Origin of the sequence: Micromonospora violae (assembly GCF_004217135.1) — a bacterium.
GTDB lineage: Bacteria > Actinomycetota > Actinomycetes > Mycobacteriales > Micromonosporaceae > Micromonospora > Micromonospora violae.
This window is the reverse complement of sequence record NZ_SHKK01000001.1, coordinates 369,163-387,979: the sequence shown is the minus strand read 5'-3', so window position 1 is coordinate 387,979 and position 18,817 is coordinate 369,163. Positions and strand designations below refer to the sequence as shown.

Sequence of the window (18,817 nt, the reverse complement as noted above, 5' to 3'; positions counted from 1 at the left end):
AACCGTTGAAGTCCGTCCAATGGCGTTGAGTACTCCGCGGTGAAACAGGACGCCGCGCCGACTCTGACCTGCGGCAACGTGGAGCCGCAGGCAGGGGTGGGTGCAGTTCAGCGTCGTTCGATGCCGTTGCGCGCAGTTCACGGCCGTTCAGGGCAGCCCGCTGCTCCCAACCTGCTCCCCCTAGACCGGGCTCGCACCGGGCCGCCGACCGCTCGTGACCTGCCGGCCCAGCGCTACGGTCGGCACCAGCGCTGGCTCCCTCAGCCGCATCGGTCGATCGGGAAGCACACCCACGATCACCGCGCCTCATCAGCGGCGGAAGGGTGTATCTGACCTTGGTGTGCTACGCCGTGCTGCTCGCTCTGCCATCAGGCGGGAGACCGCCGCAACGAAGAGTCGATCCCGACGGGCTCTCCAGGGCGAGAGCCGACGCGTACCGCTCGCTCAGGCGTCCTGCTGTGTGCGGATGTCCAACTTTCCCGCCAGCCAGTCCGACTGGGGCACGGCCGATCCCCGGATGCCGAGACTCGCCCGGGCCGCCTGGTAGAAGCGATCGCGTGTCTCGTTGGCATGGCCGAGCCCAGCAGCCAGCTCGAACCCCGCGGAAGTCATGCCGCGGGCGTAACGGGCGATGTCCGTCACTGCGGCGCGCCACTCGCGGGCCGCAGTGATCGATGTGGCGTCGCCCAGGAGGAGGACACTCTCCCATGTCTTTGTGCGCCGGATATCGGCCTCTTCCATCCTGGCCAGGGCGTGTTCACGATCGACACCGTGACGAAGCGCGTTCAGGTTGGCGATCCGGAGCGCGTACGTGTGCACTTCCTTGACTGCGTTGGCGAACTCGACGTACGCCTGAAGCCGGCGCTCGTCCCACCGAGCCGCCTGCTGGCGCTGCCACCGCGAGCGGTCCGCGATCAAGGTGGCGAGGATGGTCCCGCCTGTTCCGACGAGGACGCCGAGCAAAGCCGGCAGTTGGTCCATCAACGCGCTCATGCCTTGATGGTGCACGGGCGCCACAACCGACATGCGTCTGCCCGGCAAGGCGCCCGACCTTCGGCGTGACCGCGCGACCAGCGGCATGTGTGTGCATCTGATCAAGCGTGGTTCTCGAGTCACTCAGGGGAGAAGGGTGTGCCCCTCCCAGGTGCCGTGTTCGGACAGAGGGCGGAACCGCATGAACGTTGATTCGTGGTGGAAGTCCCGGCGGTGCTGTTCAGCCATGGCGACGGTGTGTGTATGGGCCTGTGGGACGGCGCTGCGGCCGTGGACCATGTCGGTCATCTCGCGGACGCTGCGCCAGATCGTGAAGGTGGAAAACGTGTGGGGCGGGCGTACCGCTGCGGTGGCGAAGGTGGTGCCGGGGTGACCGGCGACCGAGCGTTCGACGGGCCGTCCCCACTTCAGGAACCGGGGTAGTTCGAGAGCCTTGAGCCGGGCGAGGGTGACGGCCACGATAGGCTCCTGCGGATCCCACCGGCCCGCCTGCACCGGCAGGCCGGCGAGGGCGGCCACCTCGCCGTAACGCCGCAGGTACTGCAGTCGCACATGCCATCCGTCGTCGAGCTGCCGCCCTAGATCGTCGTCTGCGAGGAACCGCTCCAACGCCGATTCGTCGTCCCATTCGGCGAACATCGCAAGGCGTCGCAGCTGCATCCGTTCCACCGACAACGCCGGGGAGCCGAGTCGCATGAGCGCGAGGCATTCGGCGTGCCGCAGCCCAGCCGCCCGAGGCCTGCGACGCAGTGTGCGCAAGGTCAAGGCCGGCGGAAGCAGCGCGAGATGGAACGAATGCATCATCGGCCCATGATCCCAGTCGTCCGCACCCGCGTCCCTCCCACAGCATGCGGGCTGGCGACGGCGGCAGGCGGACGTTGGCTTCGCCGGCAGCGGTTCAACACAGAGGACCAATGACAGTCTCATCGGCCCCGTCGCCGTCTGACGAGGCTCAGTCCCCACAGATAGACCGCGGGTCGCGGCAAAACAGGGCGCCGACGGGCATCGAACCCACCAGATCGACGGTCCTCCAACCGGGCCTGAAGGCGTGCGCGAGGTGGTAGGACCAGCAGCCCTGTCGGGGCTGTGACCAATAGTTGGCATGATGGGCTCGTGACCGAGCCGGTGTTTCGATACCAGCCTGATCCCTTGGCCACGGGCTCGGCGATGCGGATTGAGCACGAATGCAGCGTCTGCGGGCAACTTCGGCACATCCGCTACCGGGGACCGATCTACGGCGGACAACCCGAGACTCTCTGCCTGCACTGCATCTACTCCGGGGAGGCTTCCAGGGCACTCGGCGTCGTTGCCGTCGCCACGGATGGCAGCGACATCCTGGACATGCCTGCCGAGTTCAGTGACGCGATCGACGTGCCTCACGACGTGCCGCACCACGTCATCGAGGAGATCACTCGCCGGACCCCTGGCTTCACCGGTTGGCAGCAAGAGTCATGGCCCTAACTTGATCTTTAACCCTCTGAGGTCCCGCGGGGACCCCGAACGATCACGGAAACAGCCCTTGGTTGATGATCTTCTTGTCTAGGGAAGAACATCAATAACCAAGGGCTGTTCTGGTGACCAGTGTGCATGACCGTGGTCCGGCTGATGCCGTCGGGGACCTGGACCGGTTCCGGCGGGAGTTCTACGACTGCTTGACCGCTCGGGCTGACGCGTTGTTCGACCTGACCGACGCGGTGTTGTGCGCCGATGGGCCGGTCCGGTCGTTGGTGGAGTTGTCGCTGGTGGGTGAGCACCGCCGGGGTCACGGGGCGTTGTATGACGCCCTCGCCTGCGGGAAGTTGGACATTGACCGGTTGCGCACTGCTCTCGCCGGGGTGCCGCTGCCCCGGGCAGCCGACGGCCGTCTCGTCCTGGCGGTCGACATCACCTGCTGGCTGCGGCCGGACGCGCACACCTCACCGCAGCGGATCCTGTGTCACACCTACGGACGCGGAAAGGATCAGACCATCATGATCCCGGGCTGGCCGTATTCGATGGTCGTGGCCCTGGAGTCGGGCCGTAGTTCGTGGACCGCGCCGTTGGACGCGGTGCGGCTGGCGCCTGGTGATGACGCGGCCATGGTCACCGCCGGGCAGCTGCGAGACATCGTGGGGCGGCTGATCGCGGCCGGACAGTGGCGGCTCGGGGATCTGGACATTCTGGTCGTGGCCGACGCCGGCTACGACGCACCTCGACTGGCTTTCCTCCTGCGTGACCTGCCCGTGCAGGTCCTCGCGCGGATGCGCTCAGACCGGGTACTCCGCCGGGCAGCGCCTCCCCGGCGACCGGGAACGGTCGGCCGTCCGCCCCGCCACGGCGGCGAGTTCGTCTTCGGTGATCCCGCCACCTGGGGTGAGCCCGACGCGGCCACGGTCACCGACACCCGTCTCTACGGCACGGCGTGGGCCCGCGCCTGGGATCGGTTGCACCCTCGGTTGACCCACCGATCCGCCTGGACCGCCGCGGCTAAAGTACTGCCGGTCATCGAGGGGACCGTCATCCGCCTGGAAGTCGACCACCTACCCAGCGGCGCGACACCGAAGCCGGTGTGGTTGTGGTGGTCCGGCGTCGACGCCACCTCGGATGACGTGAACCTGCTCTGGCAGACGTTCCTACGCCGCTTCGACATCGAACACACGTTCCGCCTGTTCAAACAGACCCTCGGCTGGACCTGCCCGAAGATCCGCACCCCGCAAGCCGCCGACCTATGGACCTGGCTGATCCTCGCCGCCTACACCCAGCTCCGTCTGGCCCGCGCCCTCGCCGCCGACCTGCGCCGCCCCTGGGAGCAACCCGCACCACCGCAGCGTCTGTCACCCGCCCGCGTCCGCCGAGGGTTTCGGCACCTCCGCGCGAAGGCGACCTGCCCGGCCGGTGCACCCAAACCCGCCCGGCCAGGCCCGGGGCGACCACCCGGCCGCCGCAACACCCACCCCACCCCGCGATACGACGTCCACATCGCGACCACCACGAACGCCAAAACATCGGCCACAAAGAAGACGAAGACTGTCAATTCCCGGCCACGCCGCACAGGTTAAAGATCAAGCTAAGGGATGTCTCGTAACCCTGGTGTCTGTCTGTTGAGGACGATCAGGCAGGATGCCGGGGTTCAGGTGATCACGGCAGCTCACTCGGAGTGGATCTTTCCGTTCACCGGGCTGCAGCCCGACCAGTTCCGCACGCTGGTCCGGGTGGTCGCCGAGCGTGGCGGTGACGGTGTCGCTGACGGTCGGCCGGGCCGGCAGTGGGCCCTGGACCTCGCCGATCGGGTGCTGCTGGTCGCGGCGTATTGGCGCATCCGCGCCACCGAGCAACCCAGCCGGCCTCGCCCGGGAGCCGTCATCTACGAGCCACGAGCGTGGCGTCCATCCACAACAGAACTTGCTCACATCCAGGTGGTTGCATGCACTCCAAGTGGTTGCCAGCAACCCCCGCAAACCACCACGTACGCCGACGCACCAGATTACGACGTCACGACGAACAGTAGTGGTGACGGCACTGACCAGACGATCTACTCAATCGATATCAGTGGCCTATCTGAAGTCCCTTTGTGGAGGCGAATTCGTAGAAGTCATCCGACTCATACCGAACACTGCCGTCCTCTTGGTCAAGGAAGCTCACTTGGCCACGACATACACCATTCTCAGACACGAATCCCCAACCAATCGCCAGTGCCGGCCGGCGCGACCGCTACGAAATTCGACACAACGTATGCGCCCGCATTCCGCCTCTAACAGCGCCTTCTGCTCGGCATCAACCCGCAGATGCAGCCGCTCCGCCTTCGCACTCATCACCCGATTGTACGGACAACGTACGCCAAACACGTGGGCTGGAACCGAACCTGGCCCAAATCTGCTCTACATAATCAAGAAGGCGGCCCGGCGCAAGGCCGGGCCGCGCGCACGCGCTTCAGGCCTACGGCCCCGCGCGCACGCCGTCCGCACCAAACCAACAAAGAACCATAGCCATAGATCAATAGCACCGAACCAGCCCGCCCGATCACCGGTTCATGATCATCAATCTCACCGTCGTCGTGACGGCAACCCTGACGACAACACGGTCAGACGGCGGCAGGCACCCAGCGCCCTTGGGCACGGAACGTGGTCACGGATCGAAGCGGAATGGCCGGGCGAGCACCTTACCGGAATACCCGCCCGAACCACGCATGAATCTTTCTTGTTACTCAGGAGAATCAGCGGTTTGCTTTTCTCTGCCAAACAGCCTACTTACAAGGTCATCGCTCGACCGGCAGCCTTCCGCGCGCGCCAGCACATCGACCGGGTCCAGGTTGGATATCGGTGCCGGAATTCCACTTCCCCAAGCATCCCACCCGTCGAAGAAGAGGTGATCGTCGAGATATGCGCCAAACGGTCCCATGCGCCCAACACGCGCCACTTCTGCGTTCAATTCCTTGAGTAGCCGCCCGAGGGAATACGCCGTCTCCGTCTTCCCCGTGCCACTACTCCAGCAGCCGACCCAGCCACTTCCGACCGTCGGGTTGTCCGGCACCAAACATATCCACAGCCGGGTGTCAGCTTCACCAGCCAAAACTACGGCAACGAACCGCTGCTCGCCACTGATCAAATACTTGAATGACGTCATCACGGAGGCGAAATCACAAACTCGATCAAGGTACCTGGCGACATGTCTCCCGCTCTCACCCTTCTCGCGATCTCGGCCGTTCGGTGGTGGCCGCCGGTGATGTACACCCGAGACGCAGGATAACACCCACAGTCTCCTGGATCCCAATCGCGTGCACCCCTGATTGGATCGTTACCCTGCGGACCACCCGGCATAATAAGTTCGTCGTTCGTTAGATTCCTGACACCACCATGCCCGGCAACTTCACCGCCATTCATTTGGTGCGGATTCAGCGCGTGCGTTTCGAATCTGTTGTTGACTAGCTCGCCAGCTCGAACATTGAACTTATTGATGTCGGGATGCACCGGCAGGTCTGACAAGTGACTGTTTGTGCTACCGCCGCAGTTGTGAACCAGTACCGGGGTTTTGCCGGCGAGCACATAGTACGTGTGGATGTCGGCGACGGTAAGGTCGCGCATCGTTTGCTCGCCGGTGAAGCTGAGGACTACGGCAACAGTTGCCACCTCGCCCGTTGCGGTCCGTAGCCGCTCGGTAGGTTGGAGGTCCTTCGCGTCGACCCATTCTTTGCGGGTTTCGCTCCAGAACGGGTGGTGCTGGGTGGTGTGGAGGGTGTCGTACTCGCCGTTCTCGTCTAGGACGGTCAGATCGGTGAGGTCACTGTCTTGGTTCTCGTGCAGGTCGGTCACCGGCTTCTCGGTGGTTTCGCCGGTTGCTGAGTCGGTGGCGAGGACGAGGTCGCCGACCGCTACCTCGCCGATGGCCCGGGAGGTACCGTCCGCGAGAAGTACCGGGGTGGTAGGTGCGAAGCTGTGCAGAAGACAGCCCTTGCCCTTGAAGCCTGTCCGCGCGCCGGCCGCGAGTCCTACCCCTGTGATGGCCGACTCCGTCCAGCTAGCGGCCGCGCCTTCCCAGTCCCTGTTAGCGATGCTCTTCCAGGTTTTTCCGAATCCCTTGTAGGTGTCGATGACACTCATCGGCAGCGAGACGTAGGCGGACACGGTGTTCGATACGTAAATCTTTCCTATGTTGGCCAGTGCAGTCGTGATCGACATTTCGCCGTCTATCACGGCATTGAAGTCGTTGTAGGTGGAGATATACCCGTCCTTGATCCGCCCTGCGGTCGCCTTGAGGGGATCAATCACGGCGCGTTTCGCGCCGGTTAGCATTCCGCTGCCGACTTGGCCCCAGAAGCTTTTATTGGGCTTCGACGGTGCCGCTGTGGTGGCGGGCGGCACGTATGCGCCGCCTCCGTCGTTGATCCACAGTAGTCCTGATGGGTCGCTGCGGGTGACCGGCGAGTTGTTGGCGTACGTGTAGCCGTTCCATTGCTGTGGGTCGGCGAGGTCCATGAGCGGGTCGACGGAGATGAACCGGCCCAGTGTCTTGTCGTACTGGCGTGCGCCGATGTTGATCAGGCCGGTGGGGTTGGTGTCGCCGCCGACGAAGCCCTTGGCGTTGGGCCAGGTGGGGTTGTTTCCGCGGGGTGTGCCGTAGGGGGTTTGCCGGCGGATGTCGACTTGTTGGGTGCCGGCGTTGATGGCGATCTGTTGGGTGCCTTGGTGGTCGTTGTAGAGCCAGGTCAGGTCGGTGACCGCCGACCCTGCGGTGCGGCTGGCGATGGTCGTGCCGGCGAAGTCGTAGTAGCGGGTGCCGGTGGTGACGCCATCTTGGAAGCGGATTTCCTGGCCGGGTAGGTACAGGGTGGTGCCGGTGGCGTCGCGGCGGATGAGCCGGACTCCGTCGGTGTCGTAGAGGTTGGTCTCGGTGGCTTTCCCGGCGGCGCTGACGGTGGCGAGCTTGCCCTCGGCGTCCCAGTCGAGGGTTTGGCTGTTGGTGCCGCTAACGCAGTTGTTGGGGAGGACGTTGCCGGGCCGGCAGGTGGTGTTGCCCGCGTTGTCGTAGGTGTACTTGTGGTTCACGATCCCCTTGGTAGGGGTGACGGTGTTCATGTTGGTGACGGCGTGGGGTCGGACGACTCCCGGGCCACCGTCGGACACGCTGTAGCTGCGGGTGGTGTTCCCGCTGCTGTCGTGGCTGGTTTCGGTGCGTCGGCTGCCGGTGTCGGTGAAGGTCCAGTCCTGCCAGTACGGTGCCGGCCCGCCGAGGTTGGCGACGGCCGGATCCGTTTCGCAGGAGACCCCGGCCTTCGGGGTCCAGGCGGTCGTCAGACGCCCGAGGGCGTCGTCGCGGAAGCATTGGGTATCCGCTTCACCGACCTGGGGCGTGTCGGTGATCGACGCGATGGCGCCGGCGTCCTGGTAGGAGTAGCGGCGGTCCGAAACGGTGCCGGCAACCGTGGAGCGCTCGATGATGGTGCGGTCGACGCGGCGGGTTGCCTCATCGCGGTAGACGGTGTCCTGGGTGAAGTTGCTGCTCCCGGGAACTTTGTAGATCGAACCGCTACGTTCGCCGTACGCGGTGTAGCTGGCGGTCGCCAACGTGCCCACGAACCCGGTGAGGCTGGTGTCCAGGCGCACCGGCATACCGGTCGTGGCGTCGTAGTCGGTGGTGAGTTCCTCGTTGACGAGGTCACCGCCGCCCGGGTAGGCGATCTTCGTGGGAGTGCCGGTGTACGGGGAGTAGGTGTAGCCGTAGACGTAGGTGTCGCCGAGGTCGGAGTTCCACGGCATCACGTAGTTGACGCCGGTTGGTTGGTAGCGCTCGGTGAAGTTGCGGATCTGCCACTTGTATGTGCTGGCGGTGCCGGCGGAGTCGTAGTCGTAGCGGATCTTCTGGCTCAGGTACCCCTTGGCGCTGTCCGGCTCGCCGTAAGGAGCGTCGTATTTCCACTCGGAGCGCAGGCGTCCGGTGGCGGAGTCGTCGCGCAGTTGTGTTTTGCGGCCGAGTTGGTCGTAGACGTACCAGAGTGCTTCGCCGCGGGCGTCGACGGTCTTCTGCAGGGAGTTGTCGTCGTAGAAGCTGCTGGTGGTGGTGCCCTTGTCCGGGTCGGTGGTGCGCCAGAGGCGGCCCTTGGCGTCGTACTCGTTGATCCACTCGTTCCCGGCCGGGTCGGTGTTCTTCGTCGCCTGGCCCTTGCGGTTGAAGGCGTACGTGGTTTCCAGGTAGGCGCCGTTCACACCGGAGGACGTGGTGTGCTGCCGCAGCGCGACGGTGCGGCCCTTGACGTCGGTGACCGTGGTGGTGGGGGTGCCACCCGTCGGCGGGGTGACCTTGGTCAGGTCACCCTCGTAGCTGGTGACGGTGCGCCACTTCTCCAGCAGGTTCGTGGTGGTGTCGCCGGCGAGGAAGATGCTGTTGGTGGGCCGGGACGCCTGGTCGTAGACCGTCCGGGAGACCGCGGGTACGGACCAGTCGGGTTCGGACCAGAAGACGCCGGACGGGATGCCGGGTTCGGCGTGGGCGGCGTAGCTGGCCGCCGTCCGCCCGTACTCGTCGTAGAGGGTGTCGGTGACGACACGGTCGCTGCCGCCGCCCAGCGACGGCGACTGGGTTTGCCGCGCCCGCAGCAGCCCGTCGAGGATCTGGTACGAGGTGACGTAGGCACCGTCGACGTTCAGGGTCTTCGACGTGACGTAGGGGTAGGCGTCGCGTCCGGCGGCGAACGTGTAGGTGTACTGCGCCGACGGGAAGCTCGGATTCGCCGCCTGCGTCCACCCCAGGGTCCACACCTTGGCCACGCGGCCGAGCGCGTCGTACTGAATCGTCGAGGTGACCTTGCCGTTGGGGTCGGTGGTCTGGGTGGTCGAGCCCCAGTACGGGTTCGTCTGCACCTTTGAGGACCAGTTCAGCTGGTTGGTGCTGGTGACCAGGGTGATCGGCCCGCCGACCGCCGGGGTGTACGCGGTGGTGGTGACGTTGCCCCTGATGTCGGTCGAGGTCCGCTGCTTACCGGCAACGTCGTAGCTGGCCTGGGAGGTCGTCTGCCACACCGTGCCGGTGCCGGCACTCCAGTCCTTGAGCTCCTCGGTCCTGGTCGCGGCGCCGAACGTGGGCGCGGTGTCGACGCTGGTCGCGCCGTCGTAGTAGACGCGGGTGTCGGAGATGACGTCGTCGACGCTGGTCGGGTTCGCGCCGCAGGCCAACGCGGTGGTCGTGGTCTGCTTGACCAGCTGCGTGAGGTTCTTGTCCGCATTCCTGTTGTAGGTGTACGTGGTGCACGTCTCGTCGCCGGTCTTCGGATACTCGCCGTCGTCCTGCGACCAGGTGACCGTGCCGTACGTCTGGTCGAAGTCGCTGGTCTCACGCGAGGTACGCCACCCCCGGGACCCGTCGACGCCCAACGCGGTCGCGGCGTAGGTGGTCTGGGTGTTGACGAACCGCGCCTCCACCAGGTCGCCGTTGATGGTGCGGCTCGCGGTCGGGTTCGACCGCCACGGCACGTTCACCGTCTTCGACACCGGCTTGCTGGCGACACCGTTGTAGACGACCTGCTCCCGGATCTGCCCGGCGAACTGGTCCTCGTCATAGACGGTCTCCGAGCCCACCGACGCCGGCACGATCACGCTGCGGGTGCCACCCGACGGGCTGAGCTTGTCGCCGTGCATACCGCGCAGGAACGTCGTCGCGGTCAACGTCTGCGGGTTGCCGCTGTCCCCGACCCGGGTGTTGACCTGCCCGTAGCCGCGCCACTGCCCCCACGTCTTCCGCTCCGGCCTGGTCAGGCCGTCATCGTCGTCGAAATGCCACGCCGGCGAACCGACGTAGTCGTACCAGGTGTGCGTCGTCGGCGACTTCCCCTTCGGCAACTGCACGTCATCCTGGGCCACGTGCTCGACGCGGTACTTGTGCCACCACTCGGTGACCAACGTGTTGCCCGTCGGGTCCTGCGGATCGGGCACCCGCACCGGATAGCAGCGCCGCGTGTTGGTGTGCGGCGCCAGAGCACCGACGATCGCGGCCGTGCACTCCGGCGACGAGTAGTCGACCTTGATACGGGCGCCAGTTTCCGTGACGATGCTCGACAGACGCAACCAGTTGTCGGTCGCACTGTGCTCGGTGTACACCCGGTTCGGCAGCGACTCCGCACCGAACGTCACCGGCGGCAGGTTGATGACCGTACCGACCAGACCCGCGTGGTCGATCCGGTCCAACCACAGGCCCTCATGGGTTGAGTCGGCCGTCGCTGAGAAAGTGTGCCCCAGGGTCCAGGATTCGACGTTCTGCCAGTCCGGGGTTGACTTGGTGGTGTCCCACACGCGGGTAGTGACCGTCTTCAGCCGTTTGGCGGTCCAGAAGGTAGGCGTGTACTGCTGGGGGCAGGACGTGGCCGACGCCTTGCAGTCCTGATCCCACGGGGTGTCCTTCCAACTCGCGGTCACCGGAGCGGCCTCGGTCCCACAGTTGGTAAAGCACCGCATGTCCGTGGTGAACAGGACCTGCGCGTACGGGGTGGTGCTGCGTTCGGTGACACCGTGCGTCGCGGCAGTCCGGTCGTACGTGCCGTAATCGATGCGGGTGAGGTAACCAGCCCGGTCGTAGGTCACGTCGTCGGAATCGGTCACGTTACGGGCGTACTTGTTGGTCTCCTTGCCATACCAGAACGACATCGTGTTGCCGCGCACGTCGACGACGTAGTCAAGGTTCCACCGCCACGCCTGCACACAATCCGACCCGGCGAACGTGCCCTTCGCGCACGGCTCACCCGCGTGGTTACCGAAAACCGGCACCGTCAAGGTCGAGTTCGTCCCCGTCGACTGGCCCGGCAGATTGTGCCGGCCGAAGAAGTACTGGGTGCCGTCGGTCGTCGTCACCTTCCAGTACTCCCCCACGTCACCGTAGGTCGCGTCACCAGAGTCACCGTTGGCCGCACCGGTCAACTTCTCGATCGTCGACCCGTCCTCAACGCGGGAGTGCCAACCCCTACCCGCCTGGTAGATGAGCTCACCGCCGTGACCGTTCAGGCTCATCGTCGCGTTCTCGGACCGCCAACACTGATCCCCGGTCCTCGCCGTGTTGGTCGCCCCGTTCTTCATATCGTCGACGCACGGCATATAGCGACGCTCAATGTAGCCCGGGGAGTAGTCGAACCCTTCACCAATCCACGACGGCTGGTTGTTGGTGACCGTCGACCGGCCATCCACCGTCGATGATGAGTAGCTTAGGTTTACCGCTGGCACCGGACCGGTCGCCGGCGGCACACGGATCGGATAGTCCCACGTGAAGCCGCCAGCGCTACCGCCGCTGGACCAGGTGGACGAGGGGGCGAGGCTGGTCGCGCCGAAATCACCGTCGGCTCCAGCAGGCGCGGCGGCCAGCATCAGCAACGACCCGGACGAGGTCGAGGCAGAGGAAACGCTCACGTCGGCGGTCGCGATACCCGCAGCGGTGTCATTCACGGTGGGCAGCGGCACCGACCGGCAGCCCGCGCTGGCGGGGTTGCTCACCGCACACTGCGGCACCTGCCACAAACGCAGGCGCGACGCCCACGACCCGCCGACCGCGTACCGGAAGGAGTTGTAGTTGATTGACACCTTCGCCACGCCGGTCGGTGCGCCCTGCGGAGCGACCACCTGCACCATCAGACCGTCACGCCACGCCTGCGGGAGCGTTGCCCGGTCCACGACCTTCACATCGAGCTCAGTGAGAGGCTCGCCCGCCTTGCCAGTGCCCCGGCCAACCCAGACCGGCAGCGACCCGGCCTGCACACCACGGCTACCGGCCGCCCGCGCCGACGCCCCAGCAAGGTCGACCCGCGCGGCTGCGGGAGCAGGCAACTTCGGTACCGGCGAAGGGGCCGAGGTCACCCGGCTCTGCCGCCACACCTCACCCGCCGCCACCGGACCACCATCGTGATCGAGTGCCTCCGCAGGTGGCGCCGACGCCTGCCGCTGCGCCGCCGTCTGCGCCGGCACGTACGGCACCAGGGACACCATCAGAGACGCGACAACCGCCCCGACCAGCACCCAACGCCGCACGCCCGTAGCGTGAGAGGGTGGTTCGGTAGCTTTCGTCCATTGTGGGTTTGGGTCGGCATGTGAATGTGAGCCGTGGTCGTAACCGGTGGGTCCGGCCGGCGTTGGGCTGATCATGGGTGAGCGTGCGGCGTATCCGAGTGACCTGACCGATGAGCAGTGGGCGGTGGTGGGTCCGTTCCTGCAGGCGTGGAAGGACCGGCATCCGTCGGTGTCGGGGCATCAGGGTCGCTACGAGCTGCGGGAGATCGTGAATTCGATCTTCTATCAGAACCGGACGGGTTGTCAGTGGGCGTACCTGCCGCACGATCTGCCGCCGAAGTCCGCGACGTATTACTACTTCGCCCGGTGGCGTGATGACGGCACTGACCAGGTGATTCATGATCTGCTTCGTTGTCAGGCGCGGGAGAAGGCCGGCCGTCGGGAGGATCCGACCGCGGTGGTGCTGGACACTCAGTCGATTCGGGCGGCCAACCACGTTCCGGCCGCCACGACCGGCAAGGACGCGGCGAAGAAGGTGCCGGGGCGTAAACGGGGCCTCGCGGTCGACGCCCTCGGGTTGATCATCGCGGTGGTGGTCACCGCCGCGTCAGTCACCGACAACGCGATCGGCGTGCGGCTGCTGGACAACGTGGTGGCGCACACGCCGACGGTGACCAAGGCGTGGGTCGATGCCGGGTTCAAAGACGACGTGCAGATCCACGGCGCGGTCCGAGGTATCGATGTCGAGCAGGTCCTTCGGTCCGACACGACGGCCGGGTTCGTGCCGCTGGCACGCCGGTGGGTGGTGGAGCAGACCAACGGCACGTTGATGCTGCATCGCCGTCTGGTCCGCGAGTACGAAAGCCGACCCGCCTCCGCGGTGTCACGCACCTGGTGGGCCTCGACGGCGAACCTCGTCCGCCGGTTGACCGGCACCGCCACCACGTCCTGGCGCGACCAACGGTGACGCACCCGACGCTGCTGACCCTGCTCACCGAACGCGAGACCGCCGCCGGCCTCACCGTCGAGCGGCTCCGCGCCCAGATCGCTTCCCTCGACGAGCAACTCACCGCGGCCGAGACCGAGGTCGCCGAACTGGCCATCACCCGCAAGACGCTCCTGAGCCTGGGCGGCCCACTCGATCCGGCGGCACCTGCTGACCCGACCGTCGCCAGCCCCGCCTACCAGCAGATCCTCGCCGTGTTCCACAGCGCCACCGCACCGATGCGCGCCAAGGACATCTGCCAGGCGCTGGGCACCGGCACCACCGCGAAGGACACCGAGAATCTCCGCGCCAAACTCAAACGCCTCGTCGCCCGCCAGATCCTCACCGAACCCGAGGCCGGACTGTTCACCCTGGCCCCACCGACGGCGTCCGCGTAACCCCCACCACCAGGGCCGCTAACGAACCGTCAAACCCGCATCGGACAAAGCCTCCCGAACCACCCTCTCAGGGCTGGCGGCGGCGGAGCCGGCCCGGCACGAGATGCAGAGGGTGTGACCGTCGTGGACACGATTGTCTACCGGCCGGTCCGGGACGAGTTGGCGTACACCTTCGGCGGGCGGATGCCGGTGGCGCACCTACGCTCGGGCGACGTGCTGGAGGTGTTCACCGAGGACTGCTTTGGTGGGCGGGTGCGCGGGCCAGCGGACCTGCCGTCTCAGGTGTGTCAGATGCCGTATCTGAATCCGGTGTCGGGGCCGTTCTTCGTTGAGGACGCCGAGCCCGGCGACACCCTCGCCGTGCACATCATGTCGATCACCCCGGGCCGGGAGTGGGGAGTATCGTCCACGTTCCCGCGCTTCGGGGCGCTGACGTCGACCTCCCACACGGCCACCCTGCAACCGCCGCTAGAGGAGCGGGTGTGGGTGTACGGCATCGACCGGGCCGCGGGCACGGTTCGGTTCCAGGCCACGGGCAGTGACCACCGGGTGGATCTGCCGTTGGAGCCGATGATCGGCACGATCGGTGTGGCCCCGGGCGGGTTCGAGGCCCGGGCGACGATCGTCCCGGACACCCACGGCGGAAACCTCGACACGCCGCTAATCCGGGCCGGCGCCACCGTGTATCTCGGGGTCAACGTGCACGGGGCGATGCTCGCCCTCGGCGACGGGCACGCCCGCCAGGGCGAGGGTGAGGCCTGCGGCGTCGGCGTGGAAATCGCCACCGTCACCACCCTGGCCGTGGAGGTGGTCAAGAAGACGCCGACGGTGTGGCCACGGCTAGAGACCGACACCGCCATCGCCTCCATCGGCTGCGCCCGACCCCTCGAAGACGCCTACCGCATCGCCCACACCGATCTCGTCGGCTGGGCGGCCGACCTGACCGGCATGGACACCCTGGACGCCTATCAACTGGTGTCGCAGGCCGGCCGGGCGCCGATCGGGAACGTGTGCGACCCGAACTACACCGTCCTGGCCATGGTCGACACGGCCCTGCTGTCAGGCGGTTACGCCGCCTACGGTGGAGTGCACGCCCGCCTGCGGCGCGCGGCCGAGCCGCGGTAGACGGCGAGCACGCGATGACCGCGCTGACTCCCCCGCTGCCACTGCGGGACGAGGTGTTCCTGCTCGGGCACGACGAGGACACCGGACAACCCCACGTGCACCGCCAAGCCCTCGCCCTAGGCATGGCCGGCGCGGTCCTGATCGACCTGTTCCTCGCCGGGCGGGTGGTGTTGAACCCGAACGCCACCACCCGCCCCGGCGGCGACCTCACCCTGGACCTTCACCAGGACCGGCCGGTCGGCGACCTGATCGCCGACACCGCCATCGCCTCCATCCGGCACGCCACCACGCCACCGCCGCTGCAGGGCTGGCTGAGGGCGTTCAGCGACGACCTGTACGACCGCACCCGCGCCGGCCTACTCGCCGCCGGGATCCTTCGCCACCAGCAGCGGCGCCGCCTGGCCGGACTGGTGCGGGCCGACACCTACCTGCCCAGCCACACCCGCTGGCAAGTCGTCCCCCGCGCCCGGCTGTGTGCCCTGGCCCGGGGCCGGGAGCAGCCGGACAACCACACCGCCGCTCTCGCCGGCCTCGTCGCCGTGCTGGGCCTATCGCCGTACCTGTATCTCGACGACGACACCGCCACCCTGCCCGCCCGGCTGCGCACCGTCGCCGACCAGCACTACAAGCCCGTACGGGCCGTCACCGCCGCCGTGGACGCCACCGTCGGTGACCTCGCCACCGCCACCTACCGATAAGCACCCGTCCCGAGCACAAGGACAGGACAACCTTCGATGGACAACACGCCCCGCATCCGCACCCTGCGGTGGGCCGAGCGGCAGGCCATGGCAGGTGTCGTCGCCGCCGCTCTGCACCCCGGCTGCCTCGGAGAATGGCTGGTACCCGATGCCGCGCACCGGCTACGGGTCCTCACGGCCGTGGCCGAGATCTGGGTCGAACATGCCCTGTTCTTCGGCGACATCCACGTCACCGACGACCTCACCGCTGCCACCGTCAGCCTGCACCGGCTACGCCCACTGCCACCACCAGCGAACTACCCGCCCCGCCTCGCCAACGCCGCAGGCCCCTACCTTCAGCGCTTCCGCACCCTCGACACCGTCCTGGCAGCCCACCGGCCGACCGACGCGCACCACCACCTCGCGACCCTCGCCACCCCACCGCAGGACGCGGGCGGTCTCGACGAGGTGATGCTGGCCCACTACCTGACCCGCATCGACCGCACCGAGATGCCCGCCTGGGCGGAAGTCACCGTCCGTGACCGCGACCTGTTCACCCGCTACGGCTACCGGGCGCAGACCCCGATCCGTCTCCCCCACGGTCCTACCTTGCTGGGCATGCATCGACCTGCCGGCGGCCGACCATGGCCCGCCAACCCCACCGAAAGCGGTACGCGGCCGGGTCCCCCGGCCGCCTCACCATCGGCAGCCACCGCCCGATAGACCACATCCACCGCCCCGCGTCGTTAGAAGAATCCACCCACCGATGCCCGTCCCTGCCGCCAGGCTGGCTTCGCTGATCGGCTCGTACCCGCGCGGCTCGCCGAGCTCGAACGCGATGACGTCGTAGACGACCTCGTCGCAGAACAGCTCGTCCATCCGATCGAACTCGCCGCTGTCCATCAGATGACCATGCAACGAGACCAGCTCACCGCCGGACGGGGCAGGCACGATGGCGTCTTCGCGCTGCGGTAGAGCACCGGCGCGCCCGGAATGACAATTATGTCTACAGAGAGGTGCACCGATAAGAGTGTCTATGGTGCAGCTCTACTCCCGATTCCGTCATGCGCGACCGGTCAGGGCTACGCGGGGGCCGGTCTCATGCTGGCGACCTGTCAGCGAGTCGTGGACCGCCACAGCGGCGGCATCCATCGAGGACCGGTGACAGCGCAGTCGGCAATTTGCGGCCCTACCTCGCCCGGGTTCAGGCGTGCTCCTGCCTGGCCGACAGGTTGCGGCACGATGACCACACCTCATCACCACCGCGTCGCTGGCCATGCTGATCGGCGCAGCCATGGCCACCTCGTTGGCTCTTGTGCCGGCCCCCTCGCCTGGCAACGCCTTGCGGCCGCCTGCCTCTGTCCGAGGAGCGAGGGCGGCGGGCGCTATCAGGAACGGTTCATCGCGCGCACCCATGCGCGTTCGCCGACGTGCCCCTCGACGCAGAAAGCTACGCTCGACCGCGCCGGATCACCGCATGTCACCAGCCACTGCCCATTTACGGCGAGCAGTCGTTGGGACCGCGCTGGCGGTGGTGCCTCTGTGACCTCCACCGACCACAAGTCTCCCTTGCGGCGCAACGTCCGCCATCCGTCGGTGCCGCCGATGACCCGGTAGAGTCTGCCGACTGCATCCGGCAGATGGGCTGATTCGGCTACTAGACGGTCAATGCGCTCGTCCGGCTCTGTGCGCAGGTACCGCTGCCCAGCCTCAGCGGATAGGTTGGCCTGAAACGCCGCCTGCTGAGGCCCGACCACCACAATCGCCCGGCCGGTGCACTCCACTGACGGGTTGTCCGGGCAGCAGACCCCGACGGTGGTCTGGCTGGGTGTCTGCGCGGTGGCGGCTTCGCTGGCCCACTGTTCGGCCAAGTGCTTCCACCGATGTGCAGGCAGCGCGCCCTCGTTCGCTGGAAGCTCCTCCCACCAGCCGGCGCAGACCCGGGCCAGCGCCGCGGCGGTCCCTGGATCGGTCAGCCGCAGTGCAGGCCGCAGCTCGCCGTCTCGCTCTGCCCCACCGAAAAGACCTGCTCCGATGGCGGCCACTGGCCCGTCCGCCGTAAGAGTGATGATCATGTCCGCGACCCGTTCCGCCCGTGTCCGGTTGAACTGCACCTTGCCCGGCAGCGAGTCGTCGGCCCGGATCGCGGTGATCCGTCGCTGTATGGAGTCGACCGCCGCCTCGTCCTCGCATGACCAGAGCACGTCGCAATGCACCCCGCGTCGGCGCAGCGCGATCGCCGCGTCCTTCGTGGCGACCGCCGTTGGCTCGTCCAGGTTGCCGGCGACGATCAGCACGCTGCCCTCGGCCCGCGCTAGGAGTTCCTCCCCGAGAGCACGACCGTGGTCACCCCGCAGTGTCAGGTCAGCGCACGTGACGAATGCCTGGGCGTACGGCGCAGCCCAATGTGCGATGGTCGGGACGTCGTCGATCACGGCGTCCGTCGAATCCTGCATGACTCGCTGCAGCTCGGCCTGGAACGCGGGGTCGGCCTCAAACTCTTCGCGCCGCTCGCGGGCCTCCTGGCAGATCATCTGCGCGAGGTGCTGCCACCGGTAGGGCAGGCCGAGCACCTTGCCGCTGTCGAGGTCCACCCGCACCGGCAGGTAGTGCAGGTCCTGGCTCACGCGAGCCGCCGAATCGATCCACCGCACCCACTCCTGATGTTGGTCGGAGCGAGGCAGCAGGCGTTCAGCCTCGCCACCGTTGATCTTCGTACGGATCACGCGCGGCTGCAACGCCTCCTTGTGCACCGGCCGGTTGGCGGCCCGGCGCAGCGCATTTACCGTAATCAACGGTAGTTCTGAGGCGCGTGCCATCTGGCCAGTCAGCCGCTCCCGGACGATCTTTGCGTGCGCAGTGCGCACCCGCAGATTGCTCGGCCGCCGCCCGGACGCGACCGTCGCACGTCCCTGCTCGGTCACCAGGTAGTAGATCTCGGAGCCGCGCTGCTCCATCGCGACCCACCCCTCCTGAATTAGCGTCACCAGGCCCTCGGTCAGGAGCCGGACATGGACCTTGAAGATGTCCCCGAGTTCGCGTGAGGTGCGGCCGCCCGTGTCCGTCGACTCGTTGATCGCCTTAAGCAACAGCTCCTCGAACTTGCTGTACGGACGGCCGTAGGCGAGCTGGTAGGTGACCACGTACATGTTCAGCGGCACCAGGGTCCGGACCATGGTCATG

Annotated in this window: 14 protein-coding genes and 1 pseudogene; 8 read left to right on the top strand and 7 right to left on the bottom strand. The window is 66.9% G+C overall.

Annotated features, from left to right (window positions below; all coding sequences use genetic code 11):
• Positions 1–444: 444 nt before the first annotated feature.
• Together EV382_RS01765 and EV382_RS01760 are read right to left on the bottom strand one after the other, a co-directional pair.
• Positions 445–993: a hypothetical protein gene (locus tag EV382_RS01765; RefSeq protein WP_130399902.1), complete on the bottom strand. Its 549-nt coding sequence runs from the start codon at positions 991–993 to the stop codon at positions 445–447.
• Positions 994–1,116: 123 nt separating this feature from the next.
• Positions 1,117–1,689 carry a hypothetical protein gene (locus EV382_RS01760; RefSeq protein WP_208758287.1) on the bottom strand — a complete coding sequence of 191 codons (573 nt, stop codon included), beginning with the start codon at positions 1,687–1,689 and terminating at the stop codon, positions 1,117–1,119.
• Between the two features lie 417 nt (positions 1,690–2,106).
• On the opposite strand from EV382_RS01760, the gene EV382_RS01755 reads away from it, so the two are divergent.
• The 3 genes and pseudogenes from EV382_RS01755 to EV382_RS01745 all read left to right on the top strand — a co-directional run.
• On the top strand, positions 2,107–2,454 hold the full coding sequence (locus tag EV382_RS01755; RefSeq protein ID WP_130399900.1) for a CbrC family protein: 348 nt from the start codon (positions 2,107–2,109) through the stop codon (positions 2,452–2,454).
• 113 nt (positions 2,455–2,567) lie between these two features.
• Positions 2,568–4,031: an NF041680 family putative transposase gene (locus EV382_RS01750; RefSeq protein WP_130399899.1), complete on the top strand. Its 1,464-nt coding sequence runs from the start codon at positions 2,568–2,570 to the stop codon at positions 4,029–4,031.
• Between the two features lie 15 nt (positions 4,032–4,046).
• Positions 4,047–4,319: pseudogene (locus EV382_RS01745) on the top strand (hypothetical protein); the annotation flags it as partial.
• Positions 4,320–4,610: 291 nt separating this feature from the next.
• On the opposite strand, the gene EV382_RS32530 reads toward EV382_RS01745, so the two are convergent.
• From EV382_RS32530 to EV382_RS01735, 3 genes are all read right to left on the bottom strand, one after another.
• The gene (locus EV382_RS32530; protein ID WP_165435681.1) at positions 4,611–4,784 is read right to left on the bottom strand and encodes a hypothetical protein; all 174 of its coding nucleotides are present in this window, start codon (positions 4,782–4,784) and stop codon (positions 4,611–4,613) included.
• 388 nt (positions 4,785–5,172) lie between these two features.
• Positions 5,173–5,595, bottom strand: a complete 423-nt coding sequence (locus EV382_RS01740) for a hypothetical protein (RefSeq protein WP_130399898.1) — start codon at positions 5,593–5,595, stop codon at positions 5,173–5,175.
• Complete coding sequence (locus tag EV382_RS01735; RefSeq protein WP_244236894.1) at positions 5,595–12,428, bottom strand: polymorphic toxin-type HINT domain-containing protein; 6,834 nt, start codon at positions 12,426–12,428, stop codon at positions 5,595–5,597. Before EV382_RS01735 ends, EV382_RS01740 begins: the two co-directional genes overlap by 1 nt.
• 154 nt (positions 12,429–12,582) lie before the next feature.
• Between EV382_RS01735 and EV382_RS01730 the strand changes: the two genes are divergently transcribed.
• The 5 genes from EV382_RS01730 (at position 12,583) to EV382_RS01710 (ending at position 16,357) form a co-directional block, all read left to right on the top strand.
• Positions 12,583–13,416 carry an IS5 family transposase gene (locus EV382_RS01730; RefSeq protein ID WP_130399897.1) on the top strand — a complete coding sequence of 278 codons (834 nt, stop codon included), beginning with the start codon at positions 12,583–12,585 and terminating at the stop codon, positions 13,414–13,416.
• Positions 13,413–13,832 (top strand): hypothetical protein, encoded by a 420-nt coding sequence (locus tag EV382_RS01725; RefSeq protein WP_130399896.1) that lies wholly within the window; start codon positions 13,413–13,415, stop codon positions 13,830–13,832. Before EV382_RS01730 ends, EV382_RS01725 begins: the two co-directional genes overlap by 4 nt.
• Positions 13,833–13,946: 114 nt before the next feature.
• A complete protein-coding gene (locus tag EV382_RS01720; RefSeq protein ID WP_130399895.1) occupies positions 13,947–14,957 on the top strand; it encodes an acetamidase/formamidase family protein in 1,011 nt (336 codons plus the stop codon).
• A 14-nt stretch (positions 14,958–14,971) separates the two neighbouring features.
• Positions 14,972–15,655 (top strand): GOLPH3/VPS74 family protein, encoded by a 684-nt coding sequence (locus EV382_RS01715; RefSeq protein WP_130399894.1) that lies wholly within the window; start codon positions 14,972–14,974, stop codon positions 15,653–15,655.
• 36 nt (positions 15,656–15,691) lie between these two features.
• Entirely contained in the window at positions 15,692–16,357 is a 666-nt protein-coding gene (locus EV382_RS01710; protein WP_130399893.1) for a hypothetical protein, read from the top strand.
• Here EV382_RS01710 and EV382_RS33015 read toward each other — a convergent pair.
• Together EV382_RS33015 and EV382_RS01700 are read right to left on the bottom strand one after the other, a co-directional pair.
• Positions 16,331–16,537: a hypothetical protein gene (locus EV382_RS33015; protein WP_208758286.1), complete on the bottom strand. Its 207-nt coding sequence runs from the start codon at positions 16,535–16,537 to the stop codon at positions 16,331–16,333. The two genes, EV382_RS01710 and EV382_RS33015, sit on opposite strands and share 27 nt — an antisense overlap.
• Positions 16,538–17,022: 485 nt before the next feature.
• Positions 17,023–18,816 (bottom strand): hypothetical protein, encoded by a 1,794-nt coding sequence (locus tag EV382_RS01700; protein WP_130399892.1) that lies wholly within the window; start codon positions 18,814–18,816, stop codon positions 17,023–17,025.
• Position 18,817 lies beyond the last annotated feature (1 nt).